Source organism: Enterobacter cloacae complex sp. IR5403, assembly GCF_049238705.1.
GTDB lineage: Bacteria > Pseudomonadota > Gammaproteobacteria > Enterobacterales > Enterobacteriaceae > Enterobacter > Enterobacter hormaechei_C.
This window is the reverse complement of sequence record NZ_JBMKHP010000008.1, coordinates 59305-81068: the sequence shown is the minus strand read 5'-3', so window position 1 is coordinate 81068 and position 21764 is coordinate 59305. Positions and strand designations below refer to the sequence as shown.

The window sequence follows — 21764 nt, the reverse complement described above, 5'->3', positions numbered from 1 at the left end:
GGTAAGCGTTAGCGCCACCGGGCTTTTTCGTTACTTAGCGTCGTCAGGCAGTGCATACGCGACAATATAGTCGCCCATCTTCGTGCCAAACGAACCGTGACCACCCGCAGAGATGACAACGTACTGCTTGCCATTCACTTCATAGGTCATCGGCGTTGCCTGTCCACCGGCTGGCAGACGGCCTTGCCACAGTTTTTCACCGTTGGTCATGTTGTACGCGCGCAGGTAGTTATCTGCGGTTGCCGCGATGAACAGCACGTTACCGGCGGTGGAGATTGGGCCACCCAGCATTGGCATACCCATATTGAACGGCACTGGAACAGGCATCGGGAACGGCATGCTGTCCTGTGGCGTACCAATACGTTTCTTCCAGACGATCTTGTTGGTCTTCAGATCCAGACCAGAGATGTAACCCCAGGCAGGCTGTTTACACGGCAGACCAAACGGAGACAGGAACGGATTCAGGGTCACACCATAAGGAACGCCATACTGCGGCTGGATACCGGCTTCGGTACCGCTGCCTTTCGCATCTTTCGGCTGCTCCATTGGGTTACCCGGACCGCGAGGGATCAGACGGGAAACGAACGGCAGCGCCATTGGGTTAGCGATGGCGACCTGACGGTTAGGGTCAACGGAAATCCCACCCCATTCGAACATCCCCAGGTTACCCGGGAAGACCAGCGTACCCTGCTCTGACGGCGGGGTGAAAATCCCTTCGTAGCGCAGCTGGTGGAACATCACGCGGCACACCAGCTGGTCAAACATGGTGGCACCCCACATGTCTGCACCGCTGAGGTCTTTCTTCGGACGGAAGCTCAGGTCAGAGAACGGCTGCGTTTTGGTGACGTAGTCGCCTTTGGCCGCGCCCTGCGGAACCGGTTTTTCCGGTGCAGGAACAACCAGCTTACCGTTGCTGCGATCCAGCACGAAGATGTTGCCGGTTTTCGCCGGGGCGTAAATCACCGGAACGGTTTTACCATTAACGGTAATGTCCGCCAGCGTCGGCTGGGACGGCATATCCATATCCCACAGATCGTGATGAACGGTCTGGTAGCTCCATGCCAGTTTACCGGTCGTTGCGTTCAGCGCCACGATGGAGCTGGCGTAACGTTCCTGCTCCGGCGTACGGTTACCGCCCCAGATATCCGGCGTGGTTACGCCCATCGGCAGGTAAACCAGGTCCAGCTTCGCGTCATACGCTGCCGGTGCCCAGGAGTTCGGTGAGTTAAAGGTAAAGGTGTGTTCATCCGATGGGATCGCGTTAGGATCTTTCGCGCCCGGGTCGAAGGCCCACAGCAGTTTACCGGTGTTCACGTCGAAACCACGGATAACGCCGGAGGTTTCACGGGTAGAGAAGTTATCCGTTACCGAACCGGCAATCACGATAGTTTTATCGGTGATGATTGGCGGCGAGGTCGGTTCATACAGACCCGGCGTGGTGTCCGGCATGTTGGTCTGAAGATTCAGAATGCCTTTATTGGCGAAGGTTTCGCACAGCTTGCCGGTCTCAGCATTAATGGCAAACAGGCGGCCATCGTTCACCGGCAGCATAATGCGGCGAGGACAGTCGGCAATGACTTCCGGGCTGGCATTATCGGCGCGCGCTTCGTGGTAAGAGACGCCGCGGCAGGTAATGTGCTGGAACGACGGGTTGGAGTTCAGCTGTGGATCAAAGTGCCATTTCTCTTTACCGGTGGCCGCGTCGAGCGCGAACAGACGCTGGTGCGCCGTACACAGGTAGAGCATGTTGCCCACTTTAATCGGGGTCACTTCGTTGGTCAGCTCACCCGGATCGTTTGGCATCTTCAGGTCGCCGGTACGGAATACCCAGGCTTCCTTCAGGTTTTTCACGTTGTCCGCGTTGATCTGCTTCAGCGGGGAGTAGCGTTGACCTTCCTGGTTACGACCATAAGCAGGCCAGTCACCGTCCGCCACCTGCGAAATAGCCGCAGCCGGCGTGGATTCCGCGTTCAGCGTACCGTTGATCTCCTGCGGGTCGTTAAAACCGGCCCAGGTCAGGATGCCGCCACTAATCAGCAGGGCAACGACCAGACCGGCCACGGCACCGCTGGACGGGACGATCAGACGACGCCAGACAAACGGCAGGATCAGCCAGATACCGAAGAAGACCAGAATGTCGCTGCGCGGCGTCAATGCCCAGAAGTCGAACCCGACTTCCCAGACGCCCCAGATCATGGTTGCGAGCAGTAACGCTGCGTACAGCCACAGAGCAGATTGTTTTCTGCGTAAAAGCAGGACGGTTACGCCAACCATAACCAGACCCGCAATCGGGTAGTACCAGGAGCCGCCAATCGCGACCAGCCATACGCCACCGATTAACAAATACAGCGCGCAGAATGCGGCAAACGCGGCTGTTAATGTCACCAGTAGACGCGGCTGTTTAGTTTTTGTTTCAGCCATAGAAAAGTACTCGTCAGTTTTGTTAATTATTTGCTAGCAATTAATTATAGGTATTAACAACTGTGATCGGAATCACAAATATTGCTTTTTATAACTCATACGCCAGGCTTATCCATTTACTGGTATAATGGCTGGCTTGCGTATCGATGCCGGAGCGAGAGTCATCCGCATTGAGAGATTTTCACTAAAATCATTTGGTTAGTAATATGAAACATACTGTTGAAGTGATGATCCCGGAAGCCGAGATCAAAGCGCGTATCGCCGAACTGGGTCGTCAAATCACCGAACATTACAAGGACAGCGGCAGCGAAATGGTGCTGGTCGGTCTGTTGCGTGGCTCTTTCATGTTCATGGCAGACCTGTGCCGTGAAGTGCAGGTGCCGCACGAGGTCGATTTTATGACCGCCTCCAGCTACGGCAGCGGCATGTCCACAACCCGTGATGTGAAAATCCTGAAAGATCTGGATGAAGATATTCGTGGCAAAGATGTGTTGATTGTTGAGGACATCATCGACTCCGGCAACACGCTCTCTAAAGTGCGTGAGATCCTGAGCCTGCGTGAACCAAAATCACTGGCGATTTGTACTCTGCTGGATAAGCCTGAGCGCCGTGAAGTGCAGGTGCCGGTGGAGTTCGTTGGTTTCTCCATCCCGGACGAATTCGTGGTGGGTTACGGCATTGATTACGCGCAGCGTTATCGCCATCTGCCGTATGTTGGGAAAGTAGTGATTCTGGACGAATAATTGCGGGCTGATGCCCTCACCCCAGCCCTCTCCCACAGGGAGAGGGTGAAAACCCCCGGCTTTGTTTATTTATGGTTCACATGCTTAAGCTTGAGGTTGGCAATTCCCGAGCGGTAACGCTGTTCCAGCGTTTCGCGGTTGGTGGCGGTCACTTCCAGATTGCGCAGCAGGCCGTCGTGAATACCGTACGCCCAGCCGTGGATGGAGACCTTCTGTCCGCGTTTCCAGGCAGACTGCATAATCGTCGAGTGGCCCAGGTTATAGACCTGCTCCATCACGTTCAGCTCACACAGCGTGTCGAGACGGCGCTCCTGCGGCATTTCGCCCAGCAGTGAGCTATGTTTGAACCAGATATCACGGATGTGCAGCAGCCAGTTATCGATTAACCCCAGCTCTGTATTTTCGACCGCCGCCTGTACGCCGCCGCAGCCGTAATGGCCACAAATAATGATGTGCTCAACCTCCAGAACGTCAACGGCATACTGAACAACCGAAAGGCAGTTGAGATCGGTATGAATAACGAGGTTAGCCACATTGCGGTGAACAAACAGTTCGCCCGGTTCAAGACCGGTCAGACGTTCGGCGGGGACGCGGCTGTCGGAACATCCAATCCAGAGAAAGCGCGGGTTCTGCGCTTGCGCGAGTTTTCCAAAAAATCCGGGGTCTTCCTCCACCAGCATTTTTGACCATAGTGCATTGTTGCTGATGAGTGTATCTATGTCGTTCATGGAGGTTATCGACCTGTAACCAAGTGATTGCGTTGCGCTACTATAGGGTAACCCGACTTTTAATGAAACCACACAACGTGTGTCAGAACTTAAGGTAAGTTGAATTCATGGCGATTGCACTGGAGCTTGAACAGCTCAAAAAAACCTACCCGGGGGGCGTTCAGGCGCTGCGCGGGATAGATCTTAAAGTCGAAGCGGGAGATTTCTACGCGCTTCTGGGGCCGAACGGGGCGGGGAAATCCACCACCATCGGGATCATCAGCTCGCTGGTCAACAAAACCTCTGGCCGCGTCAGCGTGTTTGGCTACGATCTGCAAAAAGACGTGGTCAACGCCAAGCGCCAGCTGGGGCTGGTGCCGCAGGAGTTCAACTTCAACCCGTTTGAGACGGTGCAGCAGATTGTTGTTAACCAGGCGGGTTACTATGGCGTTGAGCGCAAAGAGGCGCTTGAGCGCAGCGAAAAGTATCTCAAACAGCTTGACCTGTGGGAGAAGCGTAACGAGCGCGCGCGGATGTTGTCCGGAGGGATGAAGCGCCGTCTGATGATTGCTCGCGCGCTGATGCACGAGCCAAAGCTGCTCATCCTCGATGAACCGACCGCTGGGGTAGATATTGAACTGCGTCGTTCCATGTGGGGCTTCCTGAAGGATCTGAACGACAAAGGCACCACCATCATCCTGACCACACACTACCTGGAAGAGGCGGAGATGCTGTGCCGCAATATCGGCATCATTCAGCACGGCGAGCTGGTGGAAAACACCTCGATGAAGAATCTGCTCTCCAAGCTGAAATCAGAGACCTTTATCCTCGATCTGGCGGCGAAAAGCGCCCTGCCGAAGCTGGAGGGGTATAACTATCGCCTGGTCGATACCTCGACGCTGGAGGTAGAAGTGCTGCGCGAGCAGGGGATCAACAGCGTGTTCTCCCAGCTGAGCGCGCAGGGCATTCAGGTGTTAAGTATGCGTAACAAAGCGAACCGACTGGAAGAGCTGTTTGTCTCTCTGGTGCACGATAAACAAGGAGACAAGGCATGACGCATCTTTACTGGGTCGCGCTGAAAAGCATCTGGGCGAAAGAGATTAACCGCTTTATGCGTATCTGGGTGCAAACCCTGGTGCCGCCGGTGATCACCATGACGCTCTACTTCATCATTTTCGGCAACCTGATTGGCTCCCGCATTGGTGAGATGCACGGTTTTACCTATATGCAGTTTATCGTGCCGGGCCTGATCATGATGGCGGTGATCACCAACGCTTACGCGAACGTGGCGTCCTCATTCTTCAGCGCCAAGTTCCAGCGCAACATTGAAGAGCTGCTGGTGGCGCCAGTGCCGACGCATGTCATTATCGCCGGTTACGTGGGCGGCGGCGTGGCGCGCGGGCTGTGCGTGGGTATTCTGGTGACGGCAATTTCGTTGTTCTTCGTACCGTTCCAGGTGCACTCGTGGCTGTTCGTGGCGCTCACGTTATTGCTGACGGCGATCCTGTTCTCACTGGCCGGTTTGCTGAACGCCGTGTTCGCCAAAACGTTTGATGACATCAGCCTGATCCCGACCTTCGTGCTGACGCCGCTAACCTATCTGGGCGGGGTGTTTTACTCCCTGACGCTGCTGCCGCCGTTCTGGCAGGCGCTGTCGCACCTGAACCCGATTGTCTATATGATCAGCGGCTTCCGCTTTGGTTTCCTCGGCATTACCGATGTCCCGCTGTTCACCACCGTTGTGGTGCTGGTGGTATTTATCGTGGCGTTCTATCTGCTGTGCTGGTATCTGATCCAGCGTGGACGTGGGCTGCGTAGCTAACCTTCTGCCCGGCGACGTTCTGTTTGCCGGGCACTTTCTTTGACAGTTATCACCGTAAACTAACCTTCACCTGGATAAACTACTCGCCTGCTAAGGAGAGACGTTATGCTGGGATGGGTTATCACCTGCCACGATGAAGAGGCACAGGAAATGCTCCTGAAGCTGGAGGCCCGATTTGGCCCTCTGGCGCAATGTCGTGCGGTAAATTACTGGCGAGGGCTAAGTACCAATATGCTCAGCCGGATGATGTGCGACGCGCTGCATGAAACCGACACCGGTGATGGCGTGATTTTTCTCACCGACAGATCGGGCGCGGCGCCTTACCGTTCAGCGGCGTTAATGAGCCATAAGCATGATAACTGTGAAGTGATCTCCGGTATCAGCCTGCCTTTACTCGAAGCGATGTATCCGCTGCGCGCAACGTTGAGCAGCGCTGAGTTTCGTCACGCCATTGTGGCGCAGGGCTCGCCGGGCGTGAGCAGTCTGTGGCACCAGCAGCAGAAGAATCCGCCTTTCGTTCTGCTTCACGATCTGTATAAGCATTAAACATTGGTATTGATGTCGCTTTTGCTACAATGGCGGCTGATTTTCCGTATCGATTTATATCCCATGCTCATGCGCGTTATCTTTATCCTTCTGCTGCTGGTTTCCGGTGGTGCGTCTGCCAGCCTGACCAGTGAGCAAGGCCTTCCTGCTCAATATATGCAAACCACTGAAGATGCGGCCATCTGGGCGCAGGTGGGAAATGCCGTCGTGAACGTGGGCAATGTTCGCGCCGGGCAGATCCTCGCCGTCTTTCCGGCCGCGGCGGATTACTATGAATTTCGTTTCGGATTCGGTACGGGGTTTATTGATAAAGAGCACCTGGAAAAAGTGCAGGGTAAGCAACGCGTCGAGGATAGCCTGGGCGATCTGAACAAGCCGCTCAGCAATCAAAACCTCATCACCTGGAAAGACACGCCGGTGTATAACGCCCCCAGCAGCGGAAGCGCGCCCTTTGGCACCTTAAGCGCCAATCTTCGCTATCCGATTCTGAATAAGCTGAAAGACCGCCTGAACCAGACCTGGTTTCAGATCCGCATCGGCAATCGTCTGGCGTGGATCAGTAGCCTGGATGCACAGGAAGATAACGGACTGCCGGTTCTGACCTACCACCATATCCTGCGTGATGAAGAGAACACCCGTTTTCGACATACCTCCACGACGACCAGCGTACGTGCGTTTAATAATCAGATGGCCTGGTTACGCGATCAAGGCTATACCACGCTGACGATGTACCAGCTTGAAGGGTACGTGCGTAACAAGATGAACTTGCCCGCGAAAGCGGTGGTAATCACCTTTGATGATGGCCTGAAATCGGTGAGCCGCTACGCGTATCCGGTGCTGAAACAGTATGGCTTCAACGCGACGGCGTTTATTATCTCATCCCGCATCAAAGGCCACCCTCAGAAGTGGGATCCCCGATCGCTACAGTTTATGAGCGTTCAGGAAATTAAGGCCATTCAGGATGTGTTCGACATTCAGTCTCACACGCACTTCCTGCATCGCGTGGATGGATATAAACACCCCATTTTATTGAGCCGCAGCTATCACGTGATCCTGTTCGATTTTGAACGCTCACGGCGTGCACTGGCGCAGTTCAACCCGCGCGTGCTGTATGTTTCATACCCGTTTGGCGGGTACGACAATAAAGCGATTAAGGCGGCGAACGATGCGGGGTTTCATCTGGCGGTGACCACGGTGAAAGGGAAGGTGAAGCCGGGGGATAATCCGTTCTTACTGAAACGTCTGTATATCTTAAGGACGGATTCGCTGGAGACCATGTCGCGGCTGATCAGTAATCAGCCGCAGGGGTAGGTTATTCGTACGTGGTCTGAATGGTCACGGTGGTGCCGAAAACACCGACGGTTACCGGATCGCTACCGGTTTTGATCAGCCTGGCCCAAAGTGATCTGTCAATAATACTAACAGGATCCCCAACAATCTCTCCTATAGCAATGACACGTTGGTAACTGTCTGCCGGCACGGGGTAATGATCATTTTCAGAATCCATAATCATGACGCCGACGCCTCCTGCCGCAGTAACACCACCTGCATTCTCGACGGTATTGGTAAAATATTTTTTATCTGCGGTGGTATGTGTGGAGGATAACGTATAGTAAACAGCGGTTGTATTTACACATGTACCCGTAACATGGAACTCGACTTTGCTGGTATTCCCGTTTTCGACTTCTGCGGGATACCAGTCACCAAGGTTTACCGTTGTGGGCGCACGTAATGCACACGTTGGACGGTTTAAGGGAAAATTAAATGACATCTGAGACATATTCACATAGGGACGTGGATGGTCATATGTGCTCTCCTCATGCGGATCTCCGATGATAATTTGTCCGATTGGACCGCTGCTTGCAGTCAGGAAGTTCTCATCAAGGGGCACACCGGTGAAGCCATTTGTCTGCCAAAATTCCATACGAACATGCCAGTTTTTCTCACTAAAAGCCAATGGCTTACCGTCAGCAGTTTTGTAAAAAAAGCCCTGATTTTCAGGGAACCACGCTGTTACGGCATTACCATCCGGGAAGAAAGCAAGTGTGTAATAGATCCCTGGAATGTTTGTGCGAAACATCGCTTTGCCATCGATCGCCCCTGCCAGCATCGTGCTATCGGTTAACTGATAAACATCTGAACCATCATTACCGCCTGCACAATGCGATTTTAATGTCGGGGTAGTTTCCATCGTGATCGTGGTACTGATCTGCGTTGGGGTGGTTACCGTGCCAACAGGCAGAGGAGTAATCACCGGCTGAGTACCCGGAGACATAATTAATACACTGTCATTGCCCGCGTAAAATTTACACTCCGCATGCGTTGCGCCAGAAATTCCGAGCATCACGAATACTAATATATTCAGTAGTTTCTTCATCATAAATCCTTTTATTCGTAGCTCACATTCACCAGAACGCTACTCACCACCGTGCCGCTGGTGACAGCGCCAATGTTCTGGTAACGTGCGTGAAATCCATAATCCTTTATATAGTTCTCACTACTTCCACTGACATCGTAAATAATGTTTGATGTCCCGTTGCTGTTCAGGACATTAGTTTTGAACGCATCTGAAAAAATAACGATACCCACATTTTCAGCCGCACCGGCTGTGGCATCGTTTTTAAAGACCTGGTTGTGATTACTCCAGAAACCATTTTGCGGAGCAAAACTAAATTTCAGTTTGTTAATCGTTGCGCCTTCTGTACTGCTCGCGTAGCAGTCATCTACGTGGATGGTAAAAGGCGTTCCAGCTTCATCATCGGTTGGCGTTAGACGATCGCTCTTGTCGCTGTTATAAAACCAGTCTCGAGCCACGGTCGGCAAATAGATCTCGCCGCCGTTTTCGACGCTTAGCCGACAGGTATTATTAACAATATTTGCTGTCAGGTTTACATCCACACCTGAACCTGCCTGGCATATGTCAGGCAGAGTGCTACCAGCCAGACCGATAAGCAACGCAAGACCCGGCTGGTGTAAATTAAACGGTGATTGTTGCATGATGGTTCCTGGAATTATTGATAGGCGACAGTAAACGTCACTGGCGCACTAACCGCACCTGTACCCACCTTGCTAATGTCTCTACCTTTGGCGATAACGATGCGTGAGTTCATGGGGAACTCGCCTGTGCCGTTAGTAATCCTGACTTCCTGAGGCGACGGGGGTGTATAGCAACTCATCAGCACACCTGTATCGACAGTACCGGACCAGATTTCGAAGCCTGTTGCTAAACCAGCTGCATAGGAATCACCAGTTTCGTCACCTCCAGAACATCCTCCGCCAGCGCCGGATGCAGCAGATACCGTTGCCTTTTCTACCCCAGAGCAGTTGGTGAGGGTAATTTTGAGGGGCTCGACGCGGGTTTTGTTTACCAGGTCAGATTTGTATACGTCGCCAAACGCAATTTCACTAGATTCTGCACCTGCTCCGTTAACCACTTTTGCGGTACAGGTACCCGGTATGACCTTTGTTTGAAAGTCCATCTGGACACTACTGGTACCCGTAATGGCTGCACCTGCCATTCCAGAGAACAGAGTGGCAGAAACGGACAGGGCGATAAAAGTTGTTTTAAATTTCATGATGTTGCTCCGTTTTCCTGCACCAATTACTCGTAGGTAAACTCAAAAGTCGCCGTGGTTTGAAAATCACCAATGGTCATGTTATTTGCTTTGGTTTCACGTAATGTTGCGACTAAGGCCACTTCTTTATTCTGGATTTCTGTTGTAGTCCAGATTAAGCGCTCCGTATCCACGGTTGAGTTAATAATAAACGGGGAATTTGGTGTATCGGCTCTGGCAATTTCAACAGCGGAGTAATCTGCGCCTCCGCTGGCTTTTGCTATACTGTTAGCAAGCCCCGAGGCCAGATCACCTGATTTGGTTCCCTTAACCGTCGTTTTCAATCCAGTCAGGGATGATGGACATTCAACCATCGCGATTTTGAAATTGGCTTTTGCGGTTCCGGCTTTTACCTCGTCAAGGCGCACCTGACCGCCACCGATTTTCAGCGTTTGCTGAGTATCGGAACCCTCACCACCAACCAGTTTCATATCACAAGTGGTTTCACGGATATTAGCCGTGAAATTAACATCGAGATTCGTGCCCTCGGCGAGCGCCGAACCTGATAACGCCAGCATCATCATGGCAACGACTGGCAGGCTATAAAGATTTTTTTTCATACAAACTCTCGTTATTTTCCCGAATAATTACATCTGGCACACTTGATTGCTGAGTACCGTTGTAAGTCCTACTTTTTGAGCATGTGATGAGACGTTATAATGCACGTCACACTTACTGTCTTTATCGCTTCCCCAGACAACATGAAGCGTGCCTTCATCTTCAACGCCGCGGACATAGGCTTGCCCCGCCTGCCCCACGGTGCCAATTGATTCTTTTTTTTCATTTAAAACATCAGCGCCTAAAGGAATAAATCCGTTATCGGTGCGCTTAAGTTCTAAAATTAATGAACGACCTTCATCGGTTGCAAAATCAACCAGCACGACGGAACCACTGCGGGGAACCGTAATTTCACTGGTGTTTTTAATTTCAACATCGTTTTCCAGCGTGCTGATATCAAGGTATACGCGGTTTTCACGGTAGGCGGACATATAAGGCAGAATGCCATAGCCGGAACTGCCTATTTCGCTGTTACCAAAGCCAATACCGGCGCCTTTCGCGCCACTCGCTTTGACCAGTGCCAGCGCATCGTTGTCACCAATACTCCCTGGCGCAAATGCGATGCCTCCTGAATGCAATACCATGCCACCGCTATAGGAGGCAGAATATTGCTTACTGTTGTCATCGCCAAAAGAGGCAGATAAACCCAGCGGGCCATATTCACTGTTATAGGACCTGTAGCCGCTTATCTGATTCAGGTCACCATAATTACCGCTGTTTGACGAGGCGCTAACGGAATAACTCACCTTATTATCTTGCGTATTTCCACCCGCGGACGTGTTAAAGCTTGTGCCGCCTTTAAGGTCGGAACGTAATCCCATGTTGATGTTCGAGAATCCACCAGAATTCCCTCTATCTTTTGAGAATACACTTAATGGAATGCTCAGGCTTAAATAAACGCTGTCGTCTTTCTTGCCGTTCTGATCATAGGTTCGCTGTAATGACAGGCTGTAGCTGCCGTAGGTGAAGCTATTGTTATACCCAATATTATAATTGGAAGTTGAGCCCGTAGCGTTCCAGTAATCCTGCCAGGTGCCGCTTACATACAGGGAGCCATAATTGTCCTCTCCGGATGTTAGCGGTTGGTTAAGACTAATTTGCACCTGATTTTTGGTGCGCTGATAGTCTGCATATAACGCTTCGTTTGAGTCATAGCTACGGTTTGAGTATTTCTGGTGCTTAATACTGTCCTGAAGTTGCGCCGCATCGTTAAGCGTCAGGTAGTCTTCCGTCGAGAAACGATAAGCCGCAACGTTAAAGGAAGTATTCGTCGACTCAATCATTTTACTGTACGTTAAACGATAACTTTGACCGCTTAATTTATCCAGCCCCTCAATATCTGCATATGATTGCGTAACGTCGAATGCAAACGCACCAACAGGGGTATTCATTGCCACGCCGAGGATACCGGCATAAAAACCCATATCGGTATATTGTGCGCCAATATAACCCGTGAACGTATTATTCAGGCCATAGTAAAGGGTACCGTAACCCACTTTAGGCGCATCAATCAGTGAATCGTCATTTAATTCACCTAAACCGACGTCCCAGCGAGAGGCTCCCGGACGGAGCATCTGGGTAACGGATGAAAAGGGTACGGTAAAGGAGCGTTTGCTGCCGTCCGCTTCTTCAATCGTTACCAGTAAATCATTTCCGTAACCTGTGGTACTCAGGTCGTTTATTTCAAACGCGCCTGGTGGCACCGAGGTTTCATAAATCTTATTGCCGCTCTGCGTGACGCTGACCTTCGCGTTACTGTTCGCGACACCCCGGATGACAGGAGCGTAGCCGGTGGACCCCATTGGCAGCATGCGATCGTCACTGTACATGCGTGCGCCGCGCAGGCTCATAGAGTTAAATGCCTCGCCACGCGTGTAAGAGTCGCCGATGACAAACTGGGCGCTCAATGGTGTAAAATCGCGCTGCAAATAGACATCCTGACTGGAGTATTTTGTGCCGCTATCTTTGTCCCAGTTAAAATTGCCACGCGAGCGCAGGCGCCATGGCCCCATATTCAGACCATAGCGTAACCCTACATATGCACTTTCTGATGTACTGCCGTTGCTCTCGCTACGCCAGCCGTTCATGTCATAAGAGAGCAGAGCGGCAGGGATCCCGTTATCCCACAACGATGGATCGACATAGCCTGCCGGGCGTTTCAGCACATAAATCTGCGGAAAATTAAAATCCATTGCCTGCTTGCCACTGTCATAGCTAACCGTAGCGCCAGGGAAGGTTTTTTTAATATCGACGCAGGTTTCATCGTCTTCCGGTCCGTCAGGCAATGTGCTGGTGTCGACACCCGATTGTGACAGCAGCAGTTTTGTTATGCACGGTGTCGCACGAGGTGTTCCGTTATCTTTAAACGTGACCTCCACGGTAGACTTCAGTTTACCGTTCAGGTTGATCTTAGTGCGATAGGTCCCCGGTAAAACCGGGTTGCCATGTGAAAAACGATTAATATCAATATTAGCGCTGCCATTTAAAAGAAATTGATCGTTAAACTCGACCTCTTCTTCATTATCAGGCAGATCTTGTGCTGGCGTGATATTTTCTGCGCAAGCATAAAAAGGTAATGCTGCGCTTATCGCAAGACATAAAAGAGAACGTTTAAATAACATGGCACATCCACTTAATCAGTGTAGAGAGGGTGCTCTCTACAGAGTTAATGCTATCAATTATTATGTGTATTAAAGGGTGCTCTATTTAAGTCCAGCTTCGTGATGGTCTGTGCCGCCATAGTCATTAATGGTATCAAACTCGACTTTACCATTTACGGCAGAAGCTAAACCTTTCACCGTCATTGTGGTATCACTAAACGGTGGAACGGCCTTATGATCAACGTCGTATGTTTTTTGACTGGCTTTAATGGTTACCGCCGAAACGGAGACGTTATAGGGTGAGTTATTATGGGCAACAAGCTTAACTGCGTTCCCCTCTTTTTTCTGCGTCCATGTCAAATGCTCAGCGGCTTCACCTGCCGAGCCTTTTAACCCGTCTGGTCGGTAAAAGAATTTAATACGCGTTCTGAATGCCAGCTGAAGCTGGTTAAGATTCTCTTTATTTGCAGCTTTTGATTTTGGCGGAATCTCCAGGACATTGAACCAGAAAAGCGATTCACGATCCTGTGGTAAAGGTGTACCTGTGTAGGTAATACGTACGGATTGGCCTTTTTTCGGGTCAATACGGGATACCGGAGGGGTAATGATAAAAGGAAGCTTCAACTCTTCCGGGTTTACGCCATCACGCCCATCATCAAGCCAGGTTTGAACCAAAAGCGGTTTGGTTCCATGGTTATCGAGATTAACGACGACATCCTTCGATGACTGTGGGTAGATAATACGGGTGCCGGAAATAACAATGTCCGCACTAGCATTCGATGCGGCCAAAAAAGCAGTTGCGAGCAATGCGGCTTTAAAACTTTTAATGAAGATTGAATGAGACATTTTTCCACTTCCTTTTGGAATTACACAAGCAATCCCTCATTTATCATGAAGGATTGCTTAATTTAAAGTTTACGAATCTCTTATTCGTAAATCATGGTGAAGGCAACCTGTGCCTGCACGGTACCAGCAGCTACTGGGTTGTTTGTTGCATCCCAGCCCTGACCTTGGGTGTAGGCTACGCGGTAGTACAGGTTTCCTGCGCCAGAAGTTGCATCAATAGTTGCTTTCTGAGTGTTGTTGGTCTGGTCAATTTTAATCTGATCGGTAGCTGAGTTACCGTCGTTTGACAGCACCAGGTTAACGTTCTTAGCAGAACCCTGTGCATTGCTTGGTGGCACCAGCAGACCGCCTTCTGTAGAAGAAGAACCCGCCCATGAAGAGAACTGGGCAGACGCTCTTTTCGCAGTTGCGGTATCACAACCGGTCAGAGAAAGGGTGAATTTCTTTTCACCCAGGGTGCTGGTGGTACCCAGTGCGGTTGCAAAATCACGTACAAATACGGTGTCCAGGGTTACGTCAAAATCGTTACCGTTTTGATCGATTTTCTGGTCAAGGGAGACCTGGCAAGTATTGTTAGAAACCATGCCGTGGAAAGTGATGGTGCCCGTGTCATCTGCTGCTACTGCTGAACCCGCAGCCAGAACGCTTGCCATTGCAATTGCCAAACCATATTTTTTAGAAATCATTTCAATATCCATATTCGTTGAGTAAATAATAAATGCCCGTAAAGCTTTTATTTGAAATTAAATTTCGTGGCGAATTATATTGTTAATTTCAATGAAATATAGATGTTGTGCGTGATTTAAACTAAATGAATGCTTTAGTAAATTTAAAATTATTTTTTATCAATGTGATGGGTTTGTCTGGTGAATCGGGGAGAGTTTGGATATTAATTAAATAAATGCATTTTAATGACCCATTCATTTAATAAATACGCAGGAATGGGTCATGGGATAAATATTATCAGGCCACCTGTACCGGAATGGCTTTCGCAGTACGTTTCATCTCGTTGTCGCCTTCAAAGTAGGCCACTTTAGGCTGCCAGCGGCGCGCTTCTTCGTCAGACATCATGACAAAGCTGGCGATAATCACGATATCGCCCACGTCAGCGCAGTGCGCCGCCGCCCCGTTGACGGAGATGATTTTGGACCCGCGCTCAGCGGCAATCGCGTAGGTAGAGAAGCGTTTGCCGTTATTAACGTTCCAGATATCAATGGCTTCGTTTTCGAGAATACCTGCCGCGTCGAGAAAATCCTGGTCGATGGCGCAGGAGCCTTCATAATGCAGGTCGGCCTGAGTGACTTTCACACGGTGAAGCTTACCTTGCAGCATTTTGCGAATCATTACGTTTACCTTTCATCTTCCGGGTAGAAAAACTACGCCAGCTCAACCACTTTGTTATCGATAAGGCGGGCCTGGCCGAGCCATGCCGCCACCAGAATTACCGCACGTTTGCTGGTCTCTGTAAGTGCCAGAAGCGTATCGGCATCCCGAATTTGAACGTCGTCAGCACGAAGACCTTTCTCGTTCAGCGCCTGTTCAGCCAGGGCGATGATCTCTTCTGCTGTTAACTCTTTTGCCAGCAGTTGCTCTGCCATGGTATTCATGACTTTGCTTAAGCCCGGCGCAATTTTACGTTGTTCGGCGGTCAGATAGCCGTTACGGGAACTGAGCGCCAGGCCATCTTTCGCACGCACAATCGGTACGCCGACGATCTCGATGTCGTAACCCATATCCGCGACCATCTTGCGGATCAGCGCCAGCTGCTGGAAATCTTTCTCGCCAAAGCAGGCGATGTCCGGCTGCACCAGGTTAAACAGCTTACTGACGATGGTGGAGACGCCACGGAAATGGCCCGGGCGGCTGGCGCCCTCCAGCATGGTCGAAATACCTGGCACGTCGACGTAGGTCGATTCAGTGGTGCCCTGGGGATACACATCTGCGGGTGCCGGTGCGAAAACGATATCCGCATGACGTTTTTTGAGCTTCTCGCAATCTTCCTGCAAGGTACGTGGATAGCGCGCCAGATCGTCTTCGCGATCGAACTGCATCGGGTTAACGAAGATACTGACCACCACGATATCTGCCCGGGCTCTCGCTTCATCGACCAGCTTCATATGGCCGTCGTGCAGGTTGCCCATGGTTGGAACAAGGGCGATACGTTTACCTTCCTGACGCGCCCGACGAATATGCTGACGCAGCAGCGGCAGAGTTTCTATGATTAGCACACCTGGACTCCTTAATGGAAACTGTGTTCTTCGCCCGGATAAACGCCGGACTCAACTTCGGCAATATACTGCCGCACAGCAGCTCGCATGTCGCCTGCTTCTGTCAGGAAATTTTTTGCAAATTTTGGAATGTGGCCGCCGGTGATCCCGAAGGCGTCGTGCATGACCAGTATCTGGCCGTCGGTGACGTTGCCCGCGCCGATGCCGATCACCGGAATCGACAGCGCCTCAGTGATACGCTTAGCCAGCTCAACCGGCACACACTCCAGCACCAGCAGCTGCGCGCCTGCGGCTTCCAGCGCCACGGCATCATCAAACAACGTCTGCGCCGCATCGCCTCGGCCCTGCACCTTATATCCGCCAAAGATGTTGACAGACTGCGGCGTCAGCCCCAAATGACCACAAACCGGCACCGCGCGGTCGGTGAGCATTTTCACCGTATCGACCAGCCAGGCGCCGCCTTCGATTTTGACCATATTGGCGCCGGCGCGCATCACTGTCGCCGCATTTTCGAAGGCTCGTTCCGGGGTGGCATACGCCATAAACGGCAGATCGGAAAGCAGCAGGCAGGCGGGGGCACCCCGGCGCACGGCGCGGGTATGGTAAGCAATATCCTCGACCGTGACCGGCAGAGTGGAATCATGTCCTTGTACCGTCATCCCTAACGAGTCCCCGACCAGCATGACGTTGATCCCTTCTTCGGCAAACAGTTTTGCGAAGCTGTAGTCATACGCGGTGATAGTGGCGAAGCGTTTTTTTTCCTGTTTGCATTTCTGCAATAAGGAGATGGTGGTTGGTTTCATACTGTTTCCTGATGGCCCAAAAGCGAATCTTTGCGCATTCTAACAGTAACATTCGAGGGAACAATGATTTTAGGTAATCGATTAACCGCAAATAATGAATGGTTAATCGATGCGGAGGCGGGATTACCAGCGGGCCGGTTTAACCGCGTTGAGATTGTGCAGAACGGCGTGCAGCGAGGCGCCGTCAGGGAAGGTGAGATCGGGCGCGACTTCAAACAGCGGCCAGAGCATAAACCCGCGGTTTTTCATGTCGTAATGCGGAACGGTGAGGCGTTCGGTGTTAATCACCTCGTGACCGAAAAGCATAATATCGAGATCGAGCGTGCGCGGTCCCCAGCGTTCGGCTTTGCGGACGCGACCCTGCTGTAGCTCAATACGCTGGGTATTATCCAGCAGCGTTTCAGCGTCAAGGGTCGTTTCCAGCACCACGGCGGCGTTCAGATAATCAGGCTGATCCTGTGGGCCGAGCGGCGGCGTACGGTAAAATGAGGACAGCGCGACAATGCGGCTTTGGGGGATCTCTCCCAGGGCCTGCACGGCAGCGTTAACCTGCTCCAGCGGAGAGGCCTGATTGCTGCCGATGGCGATATACGCAAGGGTCATGCCGTGCCTTCACGACGCGGTGCGCGCTTGCGCGGGCGACGGTGACGGCGGCGCGGTGCTGGCTCATCATCGAGATCCGTAAGCATATCTTTCTGCTCCGGTGGCGCAGAAACCTGAAACTCGCCCCACCACTGCGTCAGGCGCTGTAGCTCCGGGTTCCGTTCAACTTCAGCACGCAGAGAGAGCAGATCGAACGCGGCGCGGAACTTAGGATGCTCCATCAGCTTCCAGGCGCGTTTACCCTGACGGCGGGACATACGCAGCTGAAGCTGCCAGATATCACGCACCAGCGTGGTAATACGTTTCGGGATCGCCAGCGTGCGACAGCCTTCGTCCAGCACGTCGTTTGCCGCCAGCGCGAACGCATCATAATAGGCGAGACCGCTCTCCTGGGTAATGCGCTGCGCCGTTTCCAGCAGCGGATACCAGAACATGGCCGCGAACAGGAACGCCGGATTCACGCGCATATCGTTATGAATACGGGTATCGGTGTTCTTCAGCACCTGCGCAATTATCCGCTCCATTGCGCTGTCACCGTTTTCGGTGAAGTAGCGGGTAATGGTCGGGAACAGCGGCTGGAACAGGTTGTATTCACGCAGCAGGTTGTAGGTTTCAAACCCGTAGCCTGCCTGGAGCAGCTTTAACGACTCCTCAAACAGACGGGCAGGGGGCACGTCGTTAATCAGCGTCGCCAGACGCGGGATCGGCTCTGCGGTTTCCGGGCTGATACGCATGTTCAGCTTGGCGGCGAAACGCACGGCGCGCAGCATTCGGACCGGATCTTCGCGATAGCGCGTTTCCGGCGTACCGATCAGGCGAATCAGACCGTCTTTCAGATCCTGCATACCGCCGACGTAATCGCGCACGGTAAAATCCGCCACGCTGTAGTAAAGGCTGTTGATGGTGAAATCGCGACGCTGAGCATCTTCTTCAATAGAGCCGAAGATGTTGTCGCGCAGCAGCATACCGTTTTGGCCGCGCTGGGAAGTCGTGCGATCGTTAACGCCCGCTTCGTGGTGACCGCGGAAGGTCGCCACTTCAATAATCTCCGGTCCAAACATCACGTGCGCCAGACGGAAACGGCGGCCAACCAGACGGCAGTTGCGGAATAATTTACGCACCTGCTCAGGCGTGGCGCTGGTCGTCACGTCGAAATCTTTTGGTTTTTTTCCCAGCAGTAAATCGCGCACCCCGCCGCCGACGAGATAGGCCTCGTAGCCTGCTTTATTCAGACGATAGAGCACCTTGAGGGCATTTTCACTGATATCTTTGCGGGAAATATTGTGCTGCTCACGCGGAATGACCGACATGTGTGGCTGTGCAATAGCGTCGTTCGCCATGCTCTCTTCGCGGCTCAGCACTTTACGGCAAAAATTAGCGACTCGGGTAAAAATAGTACACCTCGTAGTGTGTTTTGTTATCAAAAAAGCGGCTAATCATAGCTCAGCGCAACGCATTTGAGAATGCTGGATTTTTGGCACGGCCATAAGCGTCCAGTCAGCAATGGCTGTTTTCAGCAATTCATCCAGACTCAGATCCTGCCATTCCTGCGTTACATTCTGGTTGAGAAATCGCAGCGCGTCGATCAAAACCGGGCGCGGATCGCCGTCAGGCAGCGCCGGGGCATGATTCTGTTTTGACAGCTTATTTCCCTGTTCATTGACCGCCAGCGGCAGATGGATGTAATCCGGCACCGCCCAGCCAAACTGCTGGTAAAGCGATATTTGCCGCACGGTAGGCTCAACCAGATCCGCCCCGCGCACGATTTCCGTGACGCCCTGGAAATGGTCATCGACAACCACCGCCAGGTTATAGGCAAACAAACCATCACGACGGTGAATAATAAAATCTTCACGCGCCAGGCGCTCATCCGCCTGAATTATTCCTGAGAGAACGTCGGTAAACTGCGTCACCGGAGAACGCTGTATTAGCCGTACAGCGGCATTCTCAGGACCGTTGTGCCGCGTACGGCAGTGGCCGTCGTAAACGCCACCTACGCTCTGAATACGCGCCCGCGTGCAGGTGCAGTTATAGGAAAGCCCCTGTTCAGCAAGCCACGCCAGACGTTCACGGTAGGCATCATGGCGTTGAGACTGCCAGAGTACGTCGTCGTCCCAGTGAAGACCGTAATGTTCCAGCTGACGCAGAATAGTTTCTGCTGCACCGGGAACTTCACGCGGAGGATCGATATCTTCAATGCGGACCAGCCATTGACCCTGACGGGCGCGAGCCTGTAGGTAGCTGCCAAGCGCGGCAATTAATGAGCCGAAGTGTAATTCACCGGAGGGAGATGGCGCAAAGCGCCCGATATAGTGAGATTCAGACATATCAACGGTAACAAGGCGGGAGAGACTCCCGCCTTAGCAGAGTAGTGAGAGGGCAGGCGTTAGCCAGCCATCTGTTTTTCGCGGATTTCTGCCAGCGTTTTACAGTCGATGCACAGATCGGCTGTTGGACGCGCTTCCAGGCGACGAATACCGATTTCAACACCGCAGGATTCGCAGTAGCCAAAATCTTCGTCCTCGACCTTCTTCAGCGTTTTTTCGATCTTTTTGATCAGTTTGCGCTCGCGGTCACGGTTACGCAGTTCGAGGCTGAACTCTTCTTCCTGAGCGGCACGGTCAACCGGGTCCGGGAAGTTAGCAGCTTCATCCTGCATATGTGTAACGGTGCGATCGACTTCATCCCTGAGTTGATTACGCCATGCTTCAAGAATACGCTTGAAGTGCGACAGCTGGGCTTCGTTCATATACTCTTCGCCCGGCTTCTCTTGATACGGCTCCACCCCAGCGATGGCGAGAATACTCAGGGACGATGTTTTACGGTTTTGCCCTTCTTGCATGTTGCTTCTCCTTAACACGCACTATCGATCCCCGTGTTGGGGGAAAAATCAGGTCGCTATAAATAGCAGATGCTTTTCCGTATGGCAATTATCTAAACGTAACACTTGACAACCCTGTGAGGAAAAGCGTATTTGCGCACGCGGCCAGAACACTTATTAGTCAATCGTCTAATCCCTTATAAGACAATGGGAAGAGAGGATCTCAGAGTCATATTATCGGCAGAAAGTTCCGCTTTATAAGCGAAAATCTCTACCCCCTGCTTTTGTGCCTCATTCAACAATTGCGCGTATTTAGGATCAATATGACGGGCCGGGGAAAACCGTTCAATGGCTGAATGCAGAACCGCAAACAGCAACACGGCGCGCTTGCCCGCCGCCGCTACACTCATTAGCTCTCGCAGATGCTTCTGGCCACGTAGCGTTACCGCATCCGGAAAGAAGCCGTTTTCCTGTTCCGCTAACGTCACTGATTTCACTTCAATATAGCACTCAGGGCGGTCTTCCGCCTGTAACATGAAATCAATTCTGCTGCCTTCATCGCCATATTTCACTTCGCTTTTTTGCGTGCCGTAACCCACCAGTTCAGGAAGGATCCCATTTGTCAGGGCTTCCTTAACCAGCTGATTTGCGCGCAGGGTATTCACGCAAATAAATGCCCCGTTTTGCGTCTCGGTCATTTCCCAGGTATGGGGATATTTGCGTTTAGTATTTTCTGATGTGGAATACCAGACCGTGTCACCCGGCGTGGCGCAACCGGTCATGGCGCCGGTGTTAGGGCAGTGCAGCGTGAGCGTTTTGCCCTCAGGGGTGCTCACGTCAGCGAGAAAGCGTTTGTAACGCTGGATCAGCGTGGCGGGCTGGAGTGCAGGGCTAAACTTCATCAGGATTCCTTAACGTGTCGCCCAGCGTCCAGCGCTGGAGCGGAGTATAGCGGGTGCGTCCTTGTACAAAGGCAGATTCGTACAGTGCAAATTCATTCACCTGAAAGGACCAGTGAAAACCCGGTGGCGGGATGGCAACGGCCTGACCCGCATCGCGCAGCAGGGTAATGTGGGGATGAAACGGCTGCGGGCTCTGATAACAGCCGCTGCGCGCGGCCTGCGCCCGCAGCATGTTGGCGAGCTGTAGCAGTCCGCGAGGGGGCTGCCGCGTCCCCAGCCAGACCACCCGAGAGCGCAGCCATTGCCCGGCATCGTCAAGATGCAGCGTAAACCCCGGCTGAGAAATGCGTCCGGCCATTGCGCTCAACGCGCGCTGTTTTTCAGCGCTTACTTCACCAAGAAAGGCTAACGTCAGGTGCATATTGGCGGCGGCGACGGGGCGGCCCGCTTCCGTGGGGAAGTGGCTGGCGCGCCAGCGAACAATCTGCCGTTGAAGCGTGGTGGGTAATTCAATGGCGAAGAATAGCCGTTTTGACTCAGACATGCGCAA

23 protein-coding genes are annotated in these 21764 nt (G+C 52.2%); 5 read left to right on the top strand and 18 right to left on the bottom strand.

All coding sequences use genetic code 11. The annotated features are described in order from the left end of the window. Positions 1-30 precede the first annotated feature (30 nt). Positions 31-2421: a glucose/quinate/shikimate family membrane-bound PQQ-dependent dehydrogenase gene (locus tag ACOTW6_RS13345; RefSeq protein ID WP_003856304.1), complete on the bottom strand. Its 2391-nt coding sequence runs from the start codon at positions 2419-2421 to the stop codon at positions 31-33. 206 nt (positions 2422-2627) lie between these two features. Here ACOTW6_RS13345 and hpt point away from each other — a divergent pair, with 206 nt between their 5' ends. Then, on the top strand, positions 2628-3164 hold the full coding sequence (gene hpt, locus ACOTW6_RS13340; protein ID WP_003856303.1) for a hypoxanthine phosphoribosyltransferase: 537 nt from the start codon (positions 2628-2630) through the stop codon (positions 3162-3164). A gap of 65 nt (positions 3165-3229) precedes the next feature. Here the strand turns inward: hpt and can are convergent, their stop codons facing one another. Beyond that, positions 3230-3892 (bottom strand): carbonate dehydratase, encoded by a 663-nt coding sequence (gene can, locus ACOTW6_RS13335; RefSeq protein WP_003856301.1) that lies wholly within the window; start codon positions 3890-3892, stop codon positions 3230-3232. Positions 3893-3999: 107 nt separating this feature from the next. Here can and ACOTW6_RS13330 point away from each other — a divergent pair, with 107 nt between their 5' ends. The 4 genes from ACOTW6_RS13330 to ACOTW6_RS13315 all read left to right on the top strand — a co-directional run bounded on the left by ACOTW6_RS13330 (position 4000) and on the right by ACOTW6_RS13315 (position 7550). Then, complete coding sequence (locus tag ACOTW6_RS13330; RefSeq protein ID WP_003856300.1) at positions 4000-4926, top strand: ABC transporter ATP-binding protein; 927 nt, start codon at positions 4000-4002, stop codon at positions 4924-4926. Further along, on the top strand, positions 4923-5693 hold the full coding sequence (locus tag ACOTW6_RS13325; RefSeq protein WP_003856297.1) for an ABC transporter permease: 771 nt from the start codon (positions 4923-4925) through the stop codon (positions 5691-5693). The genes ACOTW6_RS13330 and ACOTW6_RS13325 overlap by 4 nt, the downstream gene beginning before the upstream one ends. A gap of 105 nt (positions 5694-5798) precedes the next feature. Then, a complete protein-coding gene (locus ACOTW6_RS13320; RefSeq protein WP_015572698.1) occupies positions 5799-6239 on the top strand; it encodes a PTS sugar transporter subunit IIA in 441 nt (146 codons plus the stop codon). A gap of 63 nt (positions 6240-6302) precedes the next feature. Further along, positions 6303-7550 (top strand): polysaccharide deacetylase family protein, encoded by a 1248-nt coding sequence (locus tag ACOTW6_RS13315; protein WP_213789092.1) that lies wholly within the window; start codon positions 6303-6305, stop codon positions 7548-7550. 1 nt (position 7551) lies between these two features. Here ACOTW6_RS13315 and ACOTW6_RS13310 read toward each other — a convergent pair whose 3' ends face one another. The 16 genes from ACOTW6_RS13310 to thpR form a co-directional block, all read right to left on the bottom strand. Then, entirely contained in the window at positions 7552-8619 is a 1068-nt protein-coding gene (locus ACOTW6_RS13310) for a fimbrial protein StkG (protein WP_235143917.1), read from the bottom strand. Between the two features lie 8 nt (positions 8620-8627). Beyond that, positions 8628-9236, bottom strand: coding sequence for a fimbrial-like protein (locus ACOTW6_RS13305; protein WP_062932338.1), 609 nt, complete (start codon positions 9234-9236; stop codon positions 8628-8630). Between the two features lie 14 nt (positions 9237-9250). After that, positions 9251-9814: a fimbrial protein gene (locus ACOTW6_RS13300; RefSeq protein WP_062932337.1), complete on the bottom strand. Its 564-nt coding sequence runs from the start codon at positions 9812-9814 to the stop codon at positions 9251-9253. Positions 9815-9840: 26 nt separating this feature from the next. Next, positions 9841-10413: a fimbrial protein gene (locus tag ACOTW6_RS13295; protein WP_116329835.1), complete on the bottom strand. Its 573-nt coding sequence runs from the start codon at positions 10411-10413 to the stop codon at positions 9841-9843. A gap of 27 nt (positions 10414-10440) precedes the next feature. Then, positions 10441-13032 carry an outer membrane usher protein gene (locus ACOTW6_RS13290; RefSeq protein WP_121479282.1) on the bottom strand — a complete coding sequence of 864 codons (2592 nt, stop codon included), beginning with the start codon at positions 13030-13032 and terminating at the stop codon, positions 10441-10443. Between the two features lie 81 nt (positions 13033-13113). After that, the gene (locus tag ACOTW6_RS13285) at positions 13114-13857 is read right to left on the bottom strand and encodes a fimbrial chaperone (RefSeq protein WP_062932334.1); all 744 of its coding nucleotides are present in this window, start codon (positions 13855-13857) and stop codon (positions 13114-13116) included. 80 nt (positions 13858-13937) lie between these two features. Beyond that, a complete protein-coding gene (locus ACOTW6_RS13280) occupies positions 13938-14543 on the bottom strand; it encodes a fimbrial protein (protein ID WP_062932333.1) in 606 nt (201 codons plus the stop codon). Positions 14544-14820: 277 nt separating this feature from the next. After that, positions 14821-15201, bottom strand: a complete 381-nt coding sequence (gene panD, locus ACOTW6_RS13275; protein ID WP_003856284.1) for an aspartate 1-decarboxylase — start codon at positions 15199-15201, stop codon at positions 14821-14823. 32 nt (positions 15202-15233) lie between these two features. Further along, entirely contained in the window at positions 15234-16085 is an 852-nt protein-coding gene (gene panC / locus ACOTW6_RS13270; RefSeq protein WP_003856282.1) for a pantoate--beta-alanine ligase, read from the bottom strand. 11 nt (positions 16086-16096) lie between these two features. After that, positions 16097-16888 carry a 3-methyl-2-oxobutanoate hydroxymethyltransferase gene (gene panB / locus ACOTW6_RS13265; RefSeq protein ID WP_062932332.1) on the bottom strand — a complete coding sequence of 264 codons (792 nt, stop codon included), beginning with the start codon at positions 16886-16888 and terminating at the stop codon, positions 16097-16099. A 123-nt stretch (positions 16889-17011) separates the two neighbouring features. After that, positions 17012-17491, bottom strand: coding sequence for a 2-amino-4-hydroxy-6-hydroxymethyldihydropteridine diphosphokinase (gene folK / locus ACOTW6_RS13260; RefSeq protein WP_062932331.1), 480 nt, complete (start codon positions 17489-17491; stop codon positions 17012-17014). Then, entirely contained in the window at positions 17488-18885 is a 1398-nt protein-coding gene (gene pcnB / locus ACOTW6_RS13255; protein ID WP_074135678.1) for a polynucleotide adenylyltransferase PcnB, read from the bottom strand. The genes folK and pcnB overlap by 4 nt, the downstream gene beginning before the upstream one ends. Positions 18886-18927: 42 nt before the next feature. Beyond that, a complete protein-coding gene (gluQRS, locus tag ACOTW6_RS13250; RefSeq protein WP_213789044.1) occupies positions 18928-19818 on the bottom strand; it encodes a tRNA glutamyl-Q(34) synthetase GluQRS in 891 nt (296 codons plus the stop codon). A 59-nt stretch (positions 19819-19877) separates the two neighbouring features. After that, complete coding sequence (gene dksA / locus ACOTW6_RS13245) at positions 19878-20333, bottom strand: RNA polymerase-binding protein DksA (protein WP_001155232.1); 456 nt, start codon at positions 20331-20333, stop codon at positions 19878-19880. Between the two features lie 176 nt (positions 20334-20509). Continuing rightward, positions 20510-21214 (bottom strand): DNA/RNA nuclease SfsA, encoded by a 705-nt coding sequence (sfsA, locus tag ACOTW6_RS13240; RefSeq protein WP_213789043.1) that lies wholly within the window; start codon positions 21212-21214, stop codon positions 20510-20512. Continuing rightward, the gene (gene thpR / locus ACOTW6_RS13235; protein WP_213789042.1) at positions 21204-21758 is read right to left on the bottom strand and encodes an RNA 2',3'-cyclic phosphodiesterase; all 555 of its coding nucleotides are present in this window, start codon (positions 21756-21758) and stop codon (positions 21204-21206) included. The genes sfsA and thpR overlap by 11 nt, the downstream gene beginning before the upstream one ends. Positions 21759-21764: the final 6 nt, after the last annotated feature.

Bases quoted from the DNA above. Each gene is read 5' to 3' on its own strand.
- ACOTW6_RS13345 (WP_003856304.1), bottom strand. From the start codon at position 2,421: ATGGCTGAAACAAAAACTAAACAGCCGCGTCTACTGGTGACATTAACA.
- hpt (WP_003856303.1), top strand. From the start codon at position 2,628: ATGAAACATACTGTTGAAGTGATGATCCCGGAAGCCGAGATCAAAGCG.
- can (WP_003856301.1), bottom strand. From the start codon at position 3,892: ATGAACGACATAGATACACTCATCAGCAACAATGCACTATGGTCAAAA.
- ACOTW6_RS13330 (WP_003856300.1), top strand. From the start codon at position 4,000: ATGGCGATTGCACTGGAGCTTGAACAGCTCAAAAAAACCTACCCGGGG.
- ACOTW6_RS13325 (WP_003856297.1), top strand. From the start codon at position 4,923: ATGACGCATCTTTACTGGGTCGCGCTGAAAAGCATCTGGGCGAAAGAG.
- ACOTW6_RS13320 (WP_015572698.1), top strand. From the start codon at position 5,799: ATGCTGGGATGGGTTATCACCTGCCACGATGAAGAGGCACAGGAAATG.
- ACOTW6_RS13315 (WP_213789092.1), top strand. From the start codon at position 6,303: ATGCTCATGCGCGTTATCTTTATCCTTCTGCTGCTGGTTTCCGGTGGT.
- ACOTW6_RS13310 (WP_235143917.1), bottom strand. From the start codon at position 8,619: ATGATGAAGAAACTACTGAATATATTAGTATTCGTGATGCTCGGAATT.
- ACOTW6_RS13305 (WP_062932338.1), bottom strand. From the start codon at position 9,236: ATGCAACAATCACCGTTTAATTTACACCAGCCGGGTCTTGCGTTGCTT.
- ACOTW6_RS13300 (WP_062932337.1), bottom strand. From the start codon at position 9,814: ATGAAATTTAAAACAACTTTTATCGCCCTGTCCGTTTCTGCCACTCTG.
- ACOTW6_RS13295 (WP_116329835.1), bottom strand. From the start codon at position 10,413: ATGAAAAAAAATCTTTATAGCCTGCCAGTCGTTGCCATGATGATGCTG.
- ACOTW6_RS13290 (WP_121479282.1), bottom strand. From the start codon at position 13,032: ATGTTATTTAAACGTTCTCTTTTATGTCTTGCGATAAGCGCAGCATTA.
- ACOTW6_RS13285 (WP_062932334.1), bottom strand. From the start codon at position 13,857: ATGTCTCATTCAATCTTCATTAAAAGTTTTAAAGCCGCATTGCTCGCA.
- ACOTW6_RS13280 (WP_062932333.1), bottom strand. From the start codon at position 14,543: ATGATTTCTAAAAAATATGGTTTGGCAATTGCAATGGCAAGCGTTCTG.
- panD (WP_003856284.1), bottom strand. From the start codon at position 15,201: ATGATTCGCAAAATGCTGCAAGGTAAGCTTCACCGTGTGAAAGTCACT.
- panB (WP_062932332.1), bottom strand. From the start codon at position 16,888: ATGAAACCAACCACCATCTCCTTATTGCAGAAATGCAAACAGGAAAAA.
- folK (WP_062932331.1), bottom strand. From the start codon at position 17,491: ATGACCCTTGCGTATATCGCCATCGGCAGCAATCAGGCCTCTCCGCTG.
- gluQRS (WP_213789044.1), bottom strand. From the start codon at position 19,818: ATGTCTGAATCTCACTATATCGGGCGCTTTGCGCCATCTCCCTCCGGT.
- dksA (WP_001155232.1), bottom strand. From the start codon at position 20,333: ATGCAAGAAGGGCAAAACCGTAAAACATCGTCCCTGAGTATTCTCGCC.
- sfsA (WP_213789043.1), bottom strand. From the start codon at position 21,214: ATGAAGTTTAGCCCTGCACTCCAGCCCGCCACGCTGATCCAGCGTTAC.
- thpR (WP_213789042.1), bottom strand. From the start codon at position 21,758: ATGTCTGAGTCAAAACGGCTATTCTTCGCCATTGAATTACCCACCACG.